We start from the raw sequence: 15,668 nt of genomic DNA, 5'->3' as shown, positions 1-15,668 counted from the left end.
CTGGCCGAGCGGGCCGGCCTCACCACGTGCCTCACACACGCCAGCCATCAATGCCCGAGCACGGCTAAGGCAGCTGGATCACCCTGGGAACGCCCTTCTGGCGCACGGTGACCTCCTTGGTGCCGCTGGGCGCCAGCCAGGCGTGGTCGCGTTCCTGAGGACCGACGACGGCGTTGAAGTCGGCGACGATCGTGCCCTGGCCGTCCGGCAACGGCAGCACCGCCGGCTCGCCCTTGACCGCCTTGCCGCCGACCACGGCCGCGCTGAACGTGCCGTCGGGCTGGTAGAGCGCGCCGTACAGGTCGCCCAGCGACTCGAACATCAGGGCGTAGCGGCCGTCGGGCAGCCACGCGCAGACGCTCCAGTCGGTGGTCGCCTCCCAGCTGGCGATGTAGTCGAGCAGCGCGCGCTTCTGCAGTTCGTGCTGCACCTCCTGCAGCTTCAGGCCCTGCCCCGAGTAGGTCTTCCGCTCCGGGAAGTCCGTGGCGCAGAACTGCCCGCTCCACCCGTTGCCGGGATGGGGCACGAACCGGCGGTCCGGCCGGAGGGCGCCGGTGATGATCGCGGGCTGGGTGAAGTCGTCGGACCGGGGCACGGAGTCGCCGCGCACGAACACGGGCCGTTCCTCCGGCGGGGCGACGGTGAAGACCACGCCGTCCTCGTCGTGCGGTGCGGAGGCCCAGGTGCGGGTCAGCCGGTTGTCAGGGCCGCGCTTCGGGCTCTGCGACCACGACACCGTCCTGCCGAGGGTCAGCACGACGTACTGGTCACCGACGGGGCCGAAGCGGTAGAGCCCGGCCTCGCGGTCCCTCGCTTCGGAGAGCACGACCTCGCGGTCCACCACCTTGCCGTCGGCCACGAGGCCGACGAGCGTCGCGGGGTGCTCGGAGGTCCGCACCCGCACCTCCTGCGCGACCAGGGCCGCGGGGCCGGTCGGCGTCTGCCCGGTCCAGAACACGTTCGGTTCCGACGAGACCTCGGTCACGGGCTCGTCCTGCTTCCACGGCTCGTCCTTCTGCGCCTCACTCCACAGGTGCGACGCGGTCGCGATGAGCTCGGTGTCGCCGGCGAACGGTCCGGTGGTCGCCGCCGTCAGCCGCGGGTCCGCCGACCGTTCTGTCGAGCGGGTCAGCACGACTCCTGTCGTCACGCCCGCGAGCAGCGCCACCACCGCGGTCACCGTCACCAGCCTGCGCGTGTGCCTGCGTCGTCCCCCGGCCATGACGTCCCCCACGAATCCCGGCCGCACGTCCAGCTCTGCCGTCGCGGCCTCCATTGCCTGCTTCAGTTCCACGTCAGCACCTGCTCACCCATCAGTTCCCGCATGCGGGCGAGGCCGCGCGAGGTCTGGCTCTTGACCGTGCCGATGCCGCAACCGAGCGCGCGGGCGGTCTCGGCCTCGCCGAGGTCGTCGAAGAACCTCAGCACCAGGACGGCCCGCATCTGCTTCGGCAGCTGGGCCAGCGCACGCACCACGCTGTCCGCGGCCACGACCTGTTCCTCGTGCCCGCGAGCCGTAGGTACCGCCCCCAGTTCCAGCGGTGCCTCCGGCTTGCGCGAACGCCGTCGCCAGCGGTTCGCGGCCGCGTTGGCCAGCGCGGCGCGTGCGTAGGCCTCCGGGGAGGTCCTGATCCGGCGCCACTTGCCGTACATGCTCATGAGGACGTCCTGCAGAATGTCCTCAGCGGCGCCTTTGTCGCCGCCGCACAGCAGGTAGGCGGTGCGCAACAGTGCCTGCGAGCGCAACGCCACGAAGTCTTCGAAGTCCTGCATGTCCCCCCTCCGGCGGTCGTTGAACGTACTGACACCGGGCGGGGCGGCAGGGTTGTCAGGCGACCGTTTAGACTCAGTTCGACTCCAGACGACGAGGGAGATACGCGTGGCCGAGATGACCGTTGAACTGGTCGCCGTTGAACGCCGTTTGTGGTCCGGTAAGGCCACCTCTGTTTCGGCGCAGACCACCGAGGGCGAGATCGGCATCCTGCCCGGTCACGAGCCTGTGCTCGGCCAGTTGGTCGAGGGTGGCGTGGTGCGCGTGCGCACGACCGACGGTGGCCTTGTCACCGCCGCCGTGCACGGTGGCTTCCTCTCCGTGACCGGCTCCGGCGTCTCGATTCTCGCCGAGGACGCCGAGCTCGCGGGCGAGATCGACGTGGACGCGGCGCGCACGGCGCTGCAGGACGCGGACGACGCAGAGCGTGCACGCGCGGCAGCGCGCGTGCGGGCCGTGGAACAGTCGGCCTGAGACCGGGCACGAGGCCGCAGCCGTGGGGATCACCGAGATTGCCGGCCTGATCCTTCTTGGGGCGGCCATCGTCATCGTCTACTTCGCGTGGCGCCGGATTCGGCTGCTGCGCGAAGGGGGCGTGCACGTCGCCCTGCGCAGCCAGTTCGATGATCGCGGGCGTGGCTGGCACCTGGGCGTGGGGCACTACCGGGGCGACTCGTTCGCCTGGTTCCGGGTGCTCTCGCTCGGGTCGGGGCCGAACCAGCTGATCTCCCGGGACGGGCTGGAGATCGACGCGCGGCGGGAGCCGACCGGGCCAGAGGCCTACGCCATGCCCGTGGGGGCCACGGTGCTGCGGTGCCGGTCCGCCTCGGGTGAGGTCGAGATCGCCATGGGGCCGGACGCGCTCACCGGGTTCTTGTCCTGGTTGGAGTCGTCGCCCCCCGGGCGGGCCATTCCCTGGGCTTCCTGAGCATGAAATGAAGGGGCGCGTTCCTCCTGGGAACGCGCCCCTTCAGCTTTTCTGCAGGTCAGGCGTTCTCGCCCGGCTGCCAGAGCACGTCGCCGTCCGGGTTCGCCACACGGGCCAGGATGAACAGCAGGTCCGAAAGCCGGTTCAGGTACTTGGCCGTGAGCACATTCGTGCGCTCCGCGTCGTCCTCGATCAACGACCACGCGCGCCGTTCCGCGCGGCGGGCGATCGTGCGCGCCTGGTGCAGCAGCGCCGCGCCGGGGGTGCCGCCGTTCAGGATGAACGAGTCGAGCTTGCCCAGGCGTTCGTTGAACGTGTCGCAGTAGCCCTCCAGGCGGTCCACGTACGCCTGGGTCACGCGCAGCGGCGGGTACTCGGGGTCCGGCACGATCGGTGTGCAGAGGTCTGCTCCGACGTCGAACAGGTCGTTCTGCACCTTGCGCACGACGTCGTACACGTCGGGGGCCAGCTGGCCGAGGGCCAGGGCCACGCCCAGGGACGCGTTCGTCTCGTCGACGTCCGCGTACGCCTCGATGCGTGGTGAGGTCTTGGGGACGCGGGAGAAGTCGCCGAGGCCGGTCGTGCCGTCGTCGCCCACCCGCGTGTAGATCTTCGTGAGATGCACCGCCATGGCTGGCACTTTAGAGCCGTCCGTAGGATTGCCGCGTGAGCGAGCATTTCCGGGTACATGGTGGCGCAAGGCTGGTCGGCGAAGTTGATGTCGTCGGCGCCAAGAACAGCGTGCTCAAACTGATGGCCGCCGCCCTGTTGGCAGAGGGCACGACGACCATCACCAACTGCCCGGACATCCTCGACGTGCCGCTGATGGCGGACGCGCTGCGCAGTCTCGGGTGCGAGGTCGAGCTCGAAGGCGACGTGGCGAGGATCACGACGCCGCAGGAGCTGAGCCACCGCGCGGACTCCGAGGCGATGGGCAAGCTGCGGGCGTCGATCTGCGTGCTGGGGCCGCTGGTCGGGCGGTGCAAGCGGGCCGTCGTGGCGTTGCCGGGTGGTGACGCGATCGGCTCGCGGCCGCTGGACATGCACCAGAGCGGGCTCGAGAAGCTCGGTGCGCGGACCTGGATCGAGCACGGCTGCATCGTCGCCGAGGCCGAAGGGCTGCACGGCACGCAGATCTGGCTCGACTTCCCCAGCATGGGCGCCACCGAGAACATCCTGATGGCGGCCGTCCTGGCCAACGGCACGACGGTCATCGACAACGCCGCGCGCGAGCCGGAGATCATCGACCTCTGCCTGATGCTCAACCAGATGGGCGCGAAGGTCGAGGGCGCCGGCACGTCGACGCTGACCGTGCACGGCGTGACCGAGCTCAAGCCCACCGAGCACCGCGTCATCGGCGACCGCATCGTCGGCGCCACGTGGGGGTTCGCCGCCGTCATGACGCGCGGCGACGTGCGGGTGCGCGGTGTGAACCCGCACCACCTCGACCTGGTGCTGGAGAAGCTCCGCATGGCGGGTGCCGAGGTCACCGTCTACGAGGGCGGCGACGACGAGGGCTTCCGCGTCGTCATGGAGGGCAGGCCCAAGGCCGTCGACTTCGTGACGCTGCCGTACCCCGGTTTCGCCACGGACAACCAGCCGTTCGCGATCGCGCTGTCCACGGTCTCCGAGGGCACCGCGATGATCACCGAGAACCTGTTCGAGTCCCGGTTCCGGTTCATCGACGAGATGATCAGGCTCGGGGCCGACGCGCGCACGGACGGTCACCACGCCGTGATCCGCGGCATCGAGACGCTGTCCAGTGCCCCGGTGTGGGCGTCGGACATCCGCGCTGGTGCGGGGCTCGTGCTCGCCGGTCTGTGCGCGGACGGGGCCACCGAGGTCTACGAGATCTTCCACATCGAGCGTGGTTACCCTGGGTTCGTGGAAAACCTCCGCAAGCTCGGTGCCGACGTCGAGCGCGTCAGCTCCTGAGCACCAGCCGCGCGTTCGCGACGTCCGCCGGGAACACCATCACCCGGTAGGGCGCGTTTCGCGAACGCGTGGCACGCACCCCGTTCCGCTTGAGCTTCTGCACCAGGACGATCGCGGCCTCTTCCGTGGGCACGACCGCCACCTCGTTCAGCAACCCGAAGTCCGTGCCGTCCAGATCCGGCACGGGCCGCTTGTCGTTGCCCGCGAAGTACCGCAGCACCAAGGCCAGCAAGGCGAGAACCCCGAAGACGATCCCGGTCTGGTAGAAGCCCGTCACCTCTTCATCATGCTCCCAGTGGTCACGATTCAGTGAGCAATCGCACGCGCGGCAGTGGTTACCGGCCAGTACGCTCCGATGAACGACGATGTGGGAGGTTGCTGTGCCGTACCCAGCTGACCGCGAACGCGATCGCCCCTGGGTGATGCGCACGTACGCGGGGCACTCTTCGGCCACTGCTTCCAACGAGCTCTACCGCCGGAACCTGTCCAAGGGGCAGACCGGGCTCTCCGTGGCGTTCGACCTGCCGACGCAGACCGGCTACGACCCCGACGACGAGCTCGCGAAGGGCGAGGTCGGCAAGGTCGGCGTGCCCATCAGCCACATCGGCGACATGCGGCAGCTCTTCGACCAGATCCCGCTCGCCGGCGCCAACACGTCGATGACGATCAACGCGACGGCCATGTGGCTGCTCGCCATGTACGTCACCGTGGCCGAGGAGCAGGGCGCGGACCCGTCGGCCCTCGCCGGCACGACGCAGAACGACATCATCAAGGAGTACTTGTCCCGCGGCACGTACGTGTTCCCGCCGGGACCGTCGCTGCGGCTGATCACCGACATGGTCGCGTGGACCGTGTCGAACGTGCCGAAGTGGAACCCGATCAACATCTGCAGCTACCACCTCCAGGAGGTCGGCGCGACGCCGGCGCAGGAGGTCGCGTACGCGATGTGCACGGCGATCGCGGTGCTGGACTCCGTGCGCGACTCCGGTCAGGTGCCGCAGGAGAAGTTCGGTGAGGTCGTCGCCCGCATCTCCTTCTTCGTGAACGCCGGTGTGCGGTTCATCGAGGAAATGTGCAAGATGCGCGCGTTCGCCCAGCTGTGGGACGAGATCACGCTGGAGCGTTACGGCGTCGAGAACCCGAAGCACCGCCGGTTCCGCTACGGCGTGCAGGTCAACTCGCTGGGGCTGACCGAAGCCCAGCCCGAGAACAACGTCCAGCGCATCGTGCTGGAGATGCTCGCGGTCTCGTTGTCCCGCAACGCCCGTGCACGCGCGATCCAGCTCCCGGCGTGGAACGAGGCCCTCGGCCTGCCGCGCCCGTGGGACCAGCAGTGGGCGTTGCGCATGCAGCAGGTCCTCGCCTACGAGACGGATCTGCTGGAGTACGACGACATCTTCGACGGCTCACCGGTCATCGAGGCGAAGGTCAACGACATCCTCGCCGGTGCCCGCGAGGAGATCGACCGCGTGCAGGCGATGGGCGGTGCCGTCGCGGCCGTCGAGTCCGGCTACATGAAGTCGAACCTGGTGTCCTCACTGGCGGATCGCCGTCGCCGCGTCGAGGCGGGCGAGGACGTCGTGGTCGGCGTCAACAAGTTCGACACGACCGAGCCGTCACCGCTGCAGGCCGAGGGCGCGAACTCCATCGAGACCATCGACCCGATCGTCGAGATGCACGCCGTCGAAGCCATCCAGCAGTGGCGCGCCACCCGCGACAACGCTGCTGTGGAAGCATCTCTGGACGCTCTGCGCGAGGCCGCGAAGACGGACCAGAACCTGGTGGAGGTGACGCTGGCATGTGCCCGCGCTGGCGTGACGACCGGCGAATGGTCGCAGGCGTTGCGTGAGACCTTCGGTGAGTACCGGGCCCCCACAGGTGTTTCCGGCGCGTCGGCGTCCGGCGAGGCCGGCTCGGAGATCGCACGGGTGCGCGACCGCGTGCGCGCCACCGGCGAGGAGATGGGCGAGCGCCTGCGCATGCTCGTCGGCAAGCCGGGCCTCGACGGCCACTCCAACGGCGCCGAGCAGGTCGCCGTGCGTGCCCGCGACGTCGGCTTCGAGGTCGTCTACCAGGGCATCCGCCTCACGCCGTCGCAGATCGTGGCCGCGGCCGTGCAGGAGGACGTGCACGTCGTGGGCCTCTCGATCCTCTCCGGCTCGCACCTCGAGGTCGTGCCCGCCGTGGTCGACGGCCTGCGCGCGGCCGGCGCCGGGGACATCCCGGTGATCGTCGGCGGCATCATCCCGCCGGACGACGCCCAGAAGCTGCGCGAGCGCGGCGTGGCCAGGGTGTTCACGCCCAAGGACTACGAGCTGACCCAGATCATGGACGAGATCGTCACGGTGATCCGCGAGGTCCGCGGCCTGAGCTGATCATTCGGCGCGTAACGGGAGGCCGGTCGGAGTAGAAAGTCCCCGTAGATCTTTCGCATGCGGGGAGGACGTCCGATGAACGTGGAGCTCGCGGAGCTGATCAGTCAGCTGCGTGCCGAGTTGACCGAGGCGATGCGCGCCGGGGAGAACGAGGAGCTGCGCTTCGAGATCGGTCCGGTCGAGCTGGAGCTGACCGTCGCGGTCACCAAGGAGGCCAAGCCGGGCGCGAAGGTCAAGTTCTGGGTAGTCGAACTGGGCGCCGACGTCACCGCGGGGTCGAGCACCACGCAGACGATCAAGCTCGTGCTGGACCCGCGCCGCAAGGGGCAAAAGGTCGAGATCTCCGGCGGTGAGGTGGCGAACGAGAAATGACCGGCGCGCCGCTCGACCGGTCTCGGGTCGCGGAGCTGATCGTGGCCCGAGACGGCGGACGGCAGCGCGGCTCCGGCTACCGCGTGCGCACCGACGCCGTGCTGACCGCGGCGCACGTGGTCGACGGCGCGTCCTCTGTGCGCATCCGGTTCGAGCCCGACCTGCCCGGCGAGCGAATCGTCGACGCCGTCTCGTGGTGGGCCGATCCGGTGTCCGACATCGCGGTCGTGACGATCGCGGCCGACGATGCCGTGCCCCCGGTCAGTTTCGGCCGCATCGAGAACCGCGCCGCCGTGCTCACCGTCGAGGCCGTCGGGTTCCCGCTGTGGAAGATGCGCACCGACGCCGCCGGTCTGAACTACCGCGACTCCTGTCACGCCACCGGAACCGTGGCCGTGCTGTCGAACTGGCGTGAGGGCACGCTGGAGGTCGTGGTCGAGCCGGCCACCCCGTCCGACACCGATTCCTCGCCGTGGCAAGGGATGTCGGGTTCGGCGCTGTGGTCAGGCGGGCGCGTCGTCGGCGTGATCGCGAAGCACCACCCCGGTGACGGACTCGGCCGGCTCGCCGCCGCGCGCATCGACCTGGCACTGGACCGGGTCGATCCGGCGCACGGCACCCCGTTGCGCGATGTGCTGGGCGTCCCTGCGCCGCTGCCGGGAGTGCTGCCTCCCGCACGCCCCGCTTTGATCACCAACGCCTACCAGGCCCTGGTCGCCGAGGCGGCGCCTCAGCACCTGCACGACCGCAACTGGGAACTGGGCGAGCTGGTCCGGTTCTGTGCGGGCGACGAGCCGTACGCGTGGTGGCAGGCAGGCCCGTGGGCCGGCAAGTCCGCGCTGCTCGCGTGGTTCGCCCAGCACCCGCCGGACGGCGTGGACGTGGTGTCGTTCTTCATCACCGGCCGCTGGGCGGGCCAGTCCGACAGCGATGCCTTCACCGAAGCCCTGATCGACCAGCTGGCCGCACTGGTCGGCGAACCTCCGGAACTGGCCCTCGAAGCCCGCGCCCGCCGCGGCCACACCCTGCGCCTGCTCAACACCGCAGCCGCCGCGTGCGCCGCCGCGGGGCGCACGCTGCTGCTGGTCGTGGACGGCCTGGACGAGGACACCAGCCGGTCCGAGGGCCTCGACCGACCGAGCATCGCAAGCCTGCTCCCACGCCGCCTGCCGGCATCGGTCCGCGTGCTGGTGGCGAGCCGCCCGCACCCCGAGTTGCCCGACGACGTCGGCGGCGACCATCCACTCAGGACGGTCGCGCCCCGCCCGCTCCAGGTCTCGCCCTACGCCAAGAACCTGGAGGGCGAGGCGAAGCGCGAACTCACCACCCTGCTGGCCAAACCGGGCCTGCAACGCGACGTGCTGGGCCTCATCACCGCGTCCGGCGGTGGCCTCACCCAGCCGGACCTGGAAGAACTCACCGGACGCCCGCGCTACGAGCTGGACGCGCTCTTCGGCGGCATGCTCGGCCGCAGCGTCGGCGCCCGCGCAGGCAGGGACTCGGACGAACGCGTCTACCTCTTCACCCACGACACCCTGCGCGAACAGGCCGAGCACAAGTACGGGACCGGCCTGGCCGCCTACCGCGAGCAGGTGCACGAGTGGGCGGATCGCTACCGGACCGCGGGCTGGCCCGAGCACACCCCGGCCTACCTCCTCCGCGGCTATCCCCGGTTGCTCGCGGCGCTCGGCGACACCGGCCGGTTGGTGGTGCTCGCGCTGGACCGCGCCCGGCACGACCGCATGCTGACCCTGACCGGCGCGGACTCGCTCGCGCTGTCGGAGATCGTCTCGGCGGCAGGCCTGCTCGCCCGCACACCCGAACCCGACCTGCTGACCATGCTGCACGTGGCTGCGGCCCGTGCGGAACTGGGCGCCCGTAACGAGGACATCCCCGCGGAGCTGCCCTGCGTGTGGGCCGGCATCGGCGAGGTGGACCGAGCGATCGCCCTGGCCAACAGCCTCACGGCGGAGACGACCCGTGCGGAGGCCTTGGCGGGGATCGCGTCGGCGCTTGTCGCCAGAGGTGAGCCCGACCGGGCGTGCCACCTCGCCGATGAAGCGGAACGGCTGGCCAGGCACGCGGGCCACCCCTTCACGCTCTATCAGACACTGGGAATCCTGGCCGAGGCCTTCGCCGGTGGTGCGGACGACGAGCGATCGAGGCGGCTCATCGAGGAGCTGACCGCGGCGGCCGCACCCGTGCTCCGCGACGTCTACCTCCGCGACGAGCTGCTGGGTCTTCTCGCAGGCGTCGCGTGCGCACGAGGTGACCACGATCAGGCTTTGACGCACGTCGCGGCGATCAGCTCTGAGTACCGGCAGGCCGGCACCTGCGAGGTGCGGGCGGTGCGAGCGGTGCGAGCGTCGGACGACGCACTGGCGTCGCGGTTCCTGGTAGCCCTGGAACCCTCCTACCACCGTCCACAACTGCTCAACGTGCTCGTGGACGAGGTGCGGACCGATGCGCGGCGAGCACTGGCGTTCCTCCGTGCGGCCGGTGAAGGACCCTACGACGACTACCTGCATGTGCTCGTCGACGCGGCCATGGAGGCGGGTGACGACGACCGCACTCTGCAGTACGCCTCGGCGTGCAGTGATCCTGATGGTGTGCTCACGGACTTGGTCGAACGAGCCGTGGACGCGGGTGAACTGACGCGTGCCTCCCGGTTCGCGGACGACATCGCGGGATCGGCGCCGCGCGGGGCGGCGTGGTGCGCGCTGGCCGCTGCCCTGGGAGAAGCAGGTGAGATGGTGCGGGCGGCGAGGCTGATGGAGTCCGCCGAAGCTCTGCTGCCCGCTGTCGAGAAGGCGGACGAGCGGGCACTCCTGCTCACCGCGCTGGGCAGGGTCGCGTTCGTGCTCGGCGACGGGGACCGGTTCACGCGGCTGGTCGCGGCGGCGGAGGAGCAGGCGGCGCGAATCGAGGACCCGCACGTCCACGTCCACGTGCTCAGCGTCATGGCGGAGGCGGCGTCGCGGTGTGGTTCTGCCAGCCGGTACACCGAACTGGTGGAGCTGGCGGAAGCCGCCGCCCAGCCGATCGTCCGCAAGACCGGTGACGCGGAGATCCTGCTGGAACCGGCCCAGGTGGCCGCTGACGCGGAGGACCACGCACGGGCAAGGCGACTCCTCGAAGCAGTGCTGGCCGGTTGGTACGGCGGGTATCACGTGACCGGCGACGTCATGCGCGTCGCCGCGAGCATCGGAGCAGCGGACCTCGCCCTGAAGCTGCTGGAGTTCGACAAGAGAGCCGTGGAGGTCCGCGGGTTGCTGGACACGGCCATTGCCGCAGGTGACCGCGCACGAGCCCAGCGGATCATGAGTGCCGTCGCCGCGAACCCGGTGCGCCGGTCGACGGCCTGGCTCGCCGAGCTGTTCGTACAGCTGGAGGAGATCGACCTGGCGCTGGACGTCGTGAACCGCGACGCTGACACGCTGCAACGGAGCAGGACCCTCACCCAGGCGGTGAAGGCCGCCGTGGCACAGGGAGCGGATGAGCACGCGTTGCTGCTGGTCGGCGCCTTCGGCACGTCCTTCCACCGGAGGCAGTCTCTCGACGAGATCATCATCTCCCTGACGGACGACGGGTCGTACGACCGGGCCGCCCGCTACGCGCTCGCCTACGGGGATCCCTTCGGCCTCGGTGAACTGCTGTCGGGCGCCGCGCTCACCGCTTTCCGGCGAGGTGATCTCGACGGCGCGCGGATGCTCTTGGACGAGGTGCCGGAGCCGTCCAAGCGCGCGGAGGGCCTGGCAGTGCTCGCCGAGGCAGTCGCGGCCTCCGGTGACCTCGAACGAGCTGCGACTTTGTGTCTCGCGGCCGAGGAGGTAGTACGCGGTGGCGCCGGTGCAGGCCCGCTGGACCACGTGCACACGAACCTGGTGCTCGCCCTCGAGTTCGCAGGAGACGAGAAGCGGGCAGACCAGCTCGCGTCGATCCCGTTGGACGGCGAGCTCAGGTTCGAGGCGTTGTCGGGCATGGCGCTTGCCGCGCTCGGTCGCCAGCGCAACGCACGCGCCAGAACGCTCGCCTCAGCAGCAGCCGATGTTCATCACGGTGACGAGCCGTGGCACCTGCGGCAGGTGCTCGGGGGACTGCAACGCACGAAGGCGAAGAAAGCTATCGGACAGTTCGCGGTAGAGGTGGAAGCACTTGTACGTGACTGCGGAGACGAGTACGACCGTCCGCGCTACCAGGCCGTGCTGGCGGAGGCCTTGGCCGCACTCGGTCGTACTGAGCAGGCCTACGCGCTGACGGACGGGATCAGGTTCGACAGCGACAGGTTGTACGCGATGGCCGCTATCGCCCGGACGGCACCGGCGGGATCCATCCGCGACAGCGCGCTGGGCTCCATGACGACGTTGGCGCGCAGTTTCATGGTCAGCCCAGAAGAAATGCCTTGGCTGGAGGACTTGGTGAAAGCGCTGGTGTCAGCGGGCGAGAGCAACCTCGCGCTGGACATCGTGCTCACCAGCAGTGAGTCGATGCAGCAGGCGCTCGGACTGCGTGCCGTGCCGGGCGTCGCTCCTGGCGACCCTGCGCAGCGTCGGGACTTGACGGTCAAATGCCTGAACGCGGCCCGGGACATCCACAACTCGTACTACCGCGACAAGGTGTACGGCGACTTCGCGGCCATGCGCGACAAGGACGGCGAGCACGCGGAAGCCCTGCGGATCGCGCAGCTCATCGACGATCCAGGCCTGCGCGAGGAGGCGCTCCGCGACATCCGGTTGCGGGCGATCGCGGACGGCAGGGAGACCACAGGGGCGCGTGAGTTCGTGGCGGAGGTGCTGGCCACGAAGGACTGGCAGGTCGCGCTGACCGCCCTCGGCAAGGTCGATCTGCCCGTGCTCCAGCGGTTCGCGGACGAGGTTTTGGGTTAGCGTCTGAGCATGGTCGACGTTGCGCGTGAGGGTTCCGTGGTCCGGATCACGATGGACCGTGCGGCGAAGCGGAACGCGTTGTCCGCCGAGCACCTGACCGAGTTGCTGGAGGCGTTCCGCGAGGCGGGGGCGTCGGACGCGGCCGGGATCGTGCTGGCGGCGCAGGGGCCGGTGTTCTCCGCGGGGCACGACTTCGCGGACGTGCACGCCCGTGACGAGGAGGGTGTGCGGCTGCTGCTGGAGCTGTGCACCGTGCTGATGAGGACGATCCAGTCCGTGCCGCAGGTGGTGATCGCGCGCGTGCAGGGGCTGGCGACGGCCGCCGGGTGTCAGCTGGTGGCGTCGTGCGATCTCGCGGTGGCGGCGGACACGGCCGGGTTCTCGTTGCCCGGCGGCAAGGCCGGGTGGTTCTGCCACACGCCCGCGGTGCCCGTCGCGAGGTCGATCGGGCGCAAGCGGTTGATGGAGCTGGTGCTCACCGGGGACGTGATCGACGCGCCGACCGCGGTGGAGTGGGGGCTGATCAACCGCGCCGTGCCCTTGGACCGGTTGGACGCTGCGGTCGACGATCTGCTGGCTCGGGCCACGCGGGGGAGTCGTGCGTCGAAGGCCATCGGCAAGCGGACGGTCTACGCGCAACTCGACCGGCCGGAGATCGACGGTTACGAGATCGCGCTGGCCGTCATGGCCGAGACCTCGCAGTCCCCGTCAGCCAAAGAGGGACGGGCGTCGTTCCTGGAGAAGCGGCCGCCCGTGTGGCCCGACTAGTCGCGAGGAGCCTCAGCGCGTCGGCGTTCGGGCCCGGCTCCGCCTGGTAGACCACCAGGAACTGGCCGGGCGCCTCGCGGACGTCGAACGAGTGGTAGCTCAGCTTGAGCGGGCCTACCGCGGGGTGCACGAACTCCTTGGCGTCCTGGGTCTTCCCGCGCACCTCGTGGTGCTCCCAGAGCTCCTTGAAGACCGGGTTCTGGTTCAGTTCCGCGACCATCTGCCTGAGGCGCGGGGACTTCGGGTCCGCGGTCTGCCGCAGGTGCGCGACCGTGCTCTGCGCGACCCAGTTCCAGCGCGGGTAGAAGCTCGCGGCCACCGGGTCGAGGAAGGTCATCCTGGCCGCGTTGTCGGCGGGTGTGAAAGGCTCGTAGAGGGCGTCGGCCAGCGCGTTCGAGGCCAGCATGTCCAGGAACCCGTTCATCACGAACGCCGGCATGTCGTGCATGCCGCTCATGAGCCGTCGCAGTTCGGGACTGACCTTGTCGCTGGTGTGGCCCTCGTCCGAGACGACCCCGGCCAGCCGGTGCAGGTGCGCGCGGGCGTCCGTGTCGAGGTGCAACGCCCGGCTCAGGGCGTCGAGGACCTGTGCCGACGGGTTGGTCTCGCGGCCCTGTTCGAGGCGGGCGTAGTAGTCCGCGCTGACTCCGGCGAGCACCGCGACCTCTTCCCTTCGCAGGCCCTTGACCTTGCGCTGGGTGTGGCTCGGCAGGCCCGCGTCCTGGGGGTCGACGCGGGCGCGGTGGGCTTTGAGGAACTCGCCGAGCATGGTTCCGAGGATATTCCGAGTGGTCTTCGTCTGCCTGGGTGTGGCACTCCTAGGGAGAAGGTGTCCTGGTTGAGACCGTTCCGCCCGGCGAGTGTTGTGGCCATGAGCAAAGTCGTGTTGATCAGTGGAGCTTCCAGCGGCATCGGCGAGGCCACGGCCCGAGTGCTGGCGGCGGCAGGACATCAGGTGTTCCTCGGGGCGCGGCGGGAGGACCGGCTGGCGGCGCTGGCTTCCGAGATCGGGGCCGGGTACGCGCCGCTGGACGTGACCTCCCGCGAGTCCTTCCAGTCCTTTGTGGACGCGGCGGTGGAGCGGTACGGACGGGTCGACGTGCTGGTGAACAACGCGGGCGTGATGCCGTTGTCCCTCATGGACTCGCTGAAGGTCGACGAGTGGGACCGCATGGTGGACGTGAACATCAAGGGCGTGCTGTACGGCATCGCCGCTGTGCTGCCGCGTTTCACGGGTGGTGGGCACGTCGTGAACGTCGCCTCGGTCGGCGCGCACATGGTCATGCCGACCGCCGCCGTGTACTGCGCGACGAAGTACGCGGTGTGGGCCCTGTCCGAGGGCCTGCGCCAGGAACGGGACGACCTGCGCGTCACCGTGATCTCGCCCGGTGTCACCGAATCCGAGCTCGCGGACACCATCACCGAGGACTTCGCGGCGTCGCTGATGGAGGACTTCCGCAAGCTCGCGCTGCCGGCGTCCGCCATCGGTGACGCCATCGCGTACGCGATCTCACAGCCCGCCGAGGTCGACGTGAACGAGATCGTCGTGCGGCCGGTGGCGCAGCGCTAGGCGCCGGTCGTCGAACCCGGCCGGAGGATCATCAGCACGGTCACGGTCGCCCACAGCAGGTTGAAGATCCCTGTGTACAGGGCGAGGTGCTTGATGTCGTTGGTCTTCAACGCCTTCTCCTGGCCGGGAAGGATCTTGAGGGCCAGCAGGAACGCGGCGGCGGTGGTGAGCGCGATCGAGATGATCACCCACGGGTGGCCGGTCACGCCCATCACGCCGGCCGTCGCGAACCCGAAGACCGGCACCGAGATGCCGATCAGGGCGTAGACGCGGCAGATCCGGTGCAGCAGCTCGGGATTGCCGGCCGTGGTCACCGCCTTCGGGAACATGCTGGCGGCGACCGTGACCGGGCCGATCGCGACGATGGCCGCGAGGACGTGCAGCGAGAGGAAGAACTTGCTCACGCGGCCCTCCACGCGGTGCCGCGGCGTTCGTGGAAGAACAGCTCCTCGACCTCCAGGGCCTGCTGGGCGCCGAGCTCGCGTTCGATCAGGTGGAGGCCGAGGTCGATGCCCGAGCTGACGCCCGCGGCGGTGACCAGGTCGCCGTCGTCGACGATGCGCGCACGGACGGCGTTCACGCCCATGGACTCCAGCGCGTGCAGGCCGAGGTGGTTCGTGGTGGCGTTGCGGCCCTTGATCAGGCCGCCGATGGCCAGCAGCAACGAGCCTCCGCACACGGTCGCGATGATCGCCGTCGTGTCCTTGAGCGCGGGTGCGAGCGTGGCGGCGCCAGCGCTGAGCAGGGCGAACACCTCTTGTTCCTGCAGTGCCGCCGCGCCGGGGACGATGATCACGTCGGTACCAGGGTCGAGCTGGGCGGTCGCCTTGAGCGACAACAGGTTGAGGCCACCGGGCACTTCGCGCGGTCCCTCCACCGCCACCAGCTCGGTCCGGACCCCGCCCGCGGTCAGCGTCTCGTACGGGCCGATCGCGTCCATCGGGTCGAAGCCGTCGAACAACACCACTTGGGCTTTCACTTCGTCTCCTCGTTTCGGTGATCAAAACGGTAGGAGGGCCGGATCCCGTCGAGAACTGGCTGGAATGCCATGTTCCAACGGATT

At 69.7% G+C, this 15,668-nt stretch carries 15 protein-coding genes; 8 read left to right on the top strand and 7 right to left on the bottom strand.

The annotated features are described in order from the left end of the window. Positions 1-64 precede the first annotated feature (64 nt). Positions 65-1,294, bottom strand: coding sequence for a hypothetical protein (locus ACSHWB_RS07430; protein ID WP_439661331.1), 1,230 nt, complete (start codon positions 1,292-1,294; stop codon positions 65-67). Beyond that, the gene (locus ACSHWB_RS07425) at positions 1,285-1,773 is read right to left on the bottom strand and encodes a SigE family RNA polymerase sigma factor (RefSeq protein WP_439661330.1); all 489 of its coding nucleotides are present in this window, start codon (positions 1,771-1,773) and stop codon (positions 1,285-1,287) included. The genes ACSHWB_RS07430 and ACSHWB_RS07425 overlap by 10 nt, the downstream gene beginning before the upstream one ends. Positions 1,774-1,879: 106 nt before the next feature. On the opposite strand from ACSHWB_RS07425, the gene ACSHWB_RS07420 reads away from it, so the two are divergent. Then, a complete protein-coding gene (locus ACSHWB_RS07420) occupies positions 1,880-2,245 on the top strand; it encodes a F0F1 ATP synthase subunit epsilon (protein ID WP_285646505.1) in 366 nt (121 codons plus the stop codon). Between the two features lie 22 nt (positions 2,246-2,267). Further along, complete coding sequence (locus tag ACSHWB_RS07415; RefSeq protein WP_439661329.1) at positions 2,268-2,699, top strand: DUF2550 domain-containing protein; 432 nt, start codon at positions 2,268-2,270, stop codon at positions 2,697-2,699. Between the two features lie 58 nt (positions 2,700-2,757). Here ACSHWB_RS07415 and ACSHWB_RS07410 read toward each other — a convergent pair whose 3' ends face one another. Next, a complete protein-coding gene (locus ACSHWB_RS07410; RefSeq protein ID WP_439661328.1) occupies positions 2,758-3,330 on the bottom strand; it encodes a cob(I)yrinic acid a,c-diamide adenosyltransferase in 573 nt (190 codons plus the stop codon). 35 nt (positions 3,331-3,365) lie between these two features. Here ACSHWB_RS07410 and murA point away from each other — a divergent pair, with 35 nt between their 5' ends. Further along, complete coding sequence (gene murA, locus ACSHWB_RS07405) at positions 3,366-4,634, top strand: UDP-N-acetylglucosamine 1-carboxyvinyltransferase (protein ID WP_439661327.1); 1,269 nt, start codon at positions 3,366-3,368, stop codon at positions 4,632-4,634. Here the strand turns inward: murA and ACSHWB_RS07400 are convergent. Further along, entirely contained in the window at positions 4,624-4,911 is a 288-nt protein-coding gene (locus ACSHWB_RS07400; RefSeq protein WP_360047833.1) for a hypothetical protein, read from the bottom strand. The genes murA and ACSHWB_RS07400 overlap by 11 nt on opposite strands. Before the next feature lie 103 nt (positions 4,912-5,014). On the opposite strand from ACSHWB_RS07400, the gene ACSHWB_RS07395 reads away from it, so the two are divergent. The 4 genes from ACSHWB_RS07395 to ACSHWB_RS07380 all read left to right on the top strand — a co-directional run bounded on the left by ACSHWB_RS07395 (position 5,015) and on the right by ACSHWB_RS07380 (position 13,035). After that, positions 5,015-7,009: a protein meaA gene (locus tag ACSHWB_RS07395; protein WP_439661326.1), complete on the top strand. Its 1,995-nt coding sequence runs from the start codon at positions 5,015-5,017 to the stop codon at positions 7,007-7,009. Positions 7,010-7,084: 75 nt separating this feature from the next. Continuing rightward, positions 7,085-7,381 carry a trypco2 family protein gene (locus tag ACSHWB_RS07390; RefSeq protein ID WP_439661325.1) on the top strand — a complete coding sequence of 99 codons (297 nt, stop codon included), beginning with the start codon at positions 7,085-7,087 and terminating at the stop codon, positions 7,379-7,381. Beyond that, on the top strand, positions 7,378-12,267 hold the full coding sequence (locus tag ACSHWB_RS07385; RefSeq protein ID WP_439661324.1) for a trypsin-like peptidase domain-containing protein: 4,890 nt from the start codon (positions 7,378-7,380) through the stop codon (positions 12,265-12,267). Before ACSHWB_RS07390 ends, ACSHWB_RS07385 begins: the two co-directional genes overlap by 4 nt. A gap of 9 nt (positions 12,268-12,276) precedes the next feature. Further along, positions 12,277-13,035: an enoyl-CoA hydratase-related protein gene (locus tag ACSHWB_RS07380; RefSeq protein WP_439661323.1), complete on the top strand. Its 759-nt coding sequence runs from the start codon at positions 12,277-12,279 to the stop codon at positions 13,033-13,035. On the opposite strand, the gene ACSHWB_RS07375 is transcribed toward ACSHWB_RS07380, so the two are convergent. Next, the gene (locus ACSHWB_RS07375; RefSeq protein ID WP_439661322.1) at positions 12,950-13,804 is read right to left on the bottom strand and encodes a helix-turn-helix transcriptional regulator; all 855 of its coding nucleotides are present in this window, start codon (positions 13,802-13,804) and stop codon (positions 12,950-12,952) included. The two genes, ACSHWB_RS07380 and ACSHWB_RS07375, sit on opposite strands and share 86 nt — an antisense overlap. Before the next feature lie 102 nt (positions 13,805-13,906). Between ACSHWB_RS07375 and ACSHWB_RS07370 the strand changes: the two genes are divergently transcribed. Next, a complete protein-coding gene (locus tag ACSHWB_RS07370; RefSeq protein ID WP_439661321.1) occupies positions 13,907-14,605 on the top strand; it encodes an SDR family oxidoreductase in 699 nt (232 codons plus the stop codon). Here ACSHWB_RS07370 and ACSHWB_RS07365 read toward each other — a convergent pair. Together ACSHWB_RS07365 and ACSHWB_RS07360 are read right to left on the bottom strand one after the other, a co-directional pair. Next, positions 14,602-15,009 carry a hypothetical protein gene (locus ACSHWB_RS07365; protein ID WP_439661320.1) on the bottom strand — a complete coding sequence of 136 codons (408 nt, stop codon included), beginning with the start codon at positions 15,007-15,009 and terminating at the stop codon, positions 14,602-14,604. The genes ACSHWB_RS07370 and ACSHWB_RS07365 overlap by 4 nt on opposite strands. Beyond that, positions 15,006-15,584: a DJ-1/PfpI family protein gene (locus ACSHWB_RS07360; RefSeq protein ID WP_439661319.1), complete on the bottom strand. Its 579-nt coding sequence runs from the start codon at positions 15,582-15,584 to the stop codon at positions 15,006-15,008. The genes ACSHWB_RS07365 and ACSHWB_RS07360 overlap by 4 nt, the downstream gene beginning before the upstream one ends. Positions 15,585-15,668 lie beyond the last annotated feature (84 nt).

It is taken from the genome of Lentzea sp. HUAS TT2 (assembly GCF_051853195.1).
Classification (GTDB): Bacteria; Actinomycetota; Actinomycetes; order Mycobacteriales; family Pseudonocardiaceae; genus Lentzea.
This window is presented reverse-complemented; position numbering and strand designations above follow the sequence as displayed.

Excerpts from the sequence above, each read along its gene's own strand:
- ACSHWB_RS07425 (WP_439661330.1), bottom strand. The coding sequence starts at position 1,773 with ATGCAGGACTTCGAAGACTTCGTGGCGTTGCGCTCGCAGGCACTGTTG.
- ACSHWB_RS07410 (WP_439661328.1), bottom strand. The coding sequence starts at position 3,330 with ATGGCGGTGCATCTCACGAAGATCTACACGCGGGTGGGCGACGACGGC.
- ACSHWB_RS07390 (WP_439661325.1), top strand. The coding sequence starts at position 7,085 with ATGAACGTGGAGCTCGCGGAGCTGATCAGTCAGCTGCGTGCCGAGTTG.
- ACSHWB_RS07385 (WP_439661324.1), top strand. The coding sequence starts at position 7,378 with ATGACCGGCGCGCCGCTCGACCGGTCTCGGGTCGCGGAGCTGATCGTG.
- ACSHWB_RS07380 (WP_439661323.1), top strand. The coding sequence starts at position 12,277 with ATGGTCGACGTTGCGCGTGAGGGTTCCGTGGTCCGGATCACGATGGAC.
- ACSHWB_RS07375 (WP_439661322.1), bottom strand. The coding sequence starts at position 13,804 with ATGCTCGGCGAGTTCCTCAAAGCCCACCGCGCCCGCGTCGACCCCCAG.
- ACSHWB_RS07370 (WP_439661321.1), top strand. The coding sequence starts at position 13,907 with ATGAGCAAAGTCGTGTTGATCAGTGGAGCTTCCAGCGGCATCGGCGAG.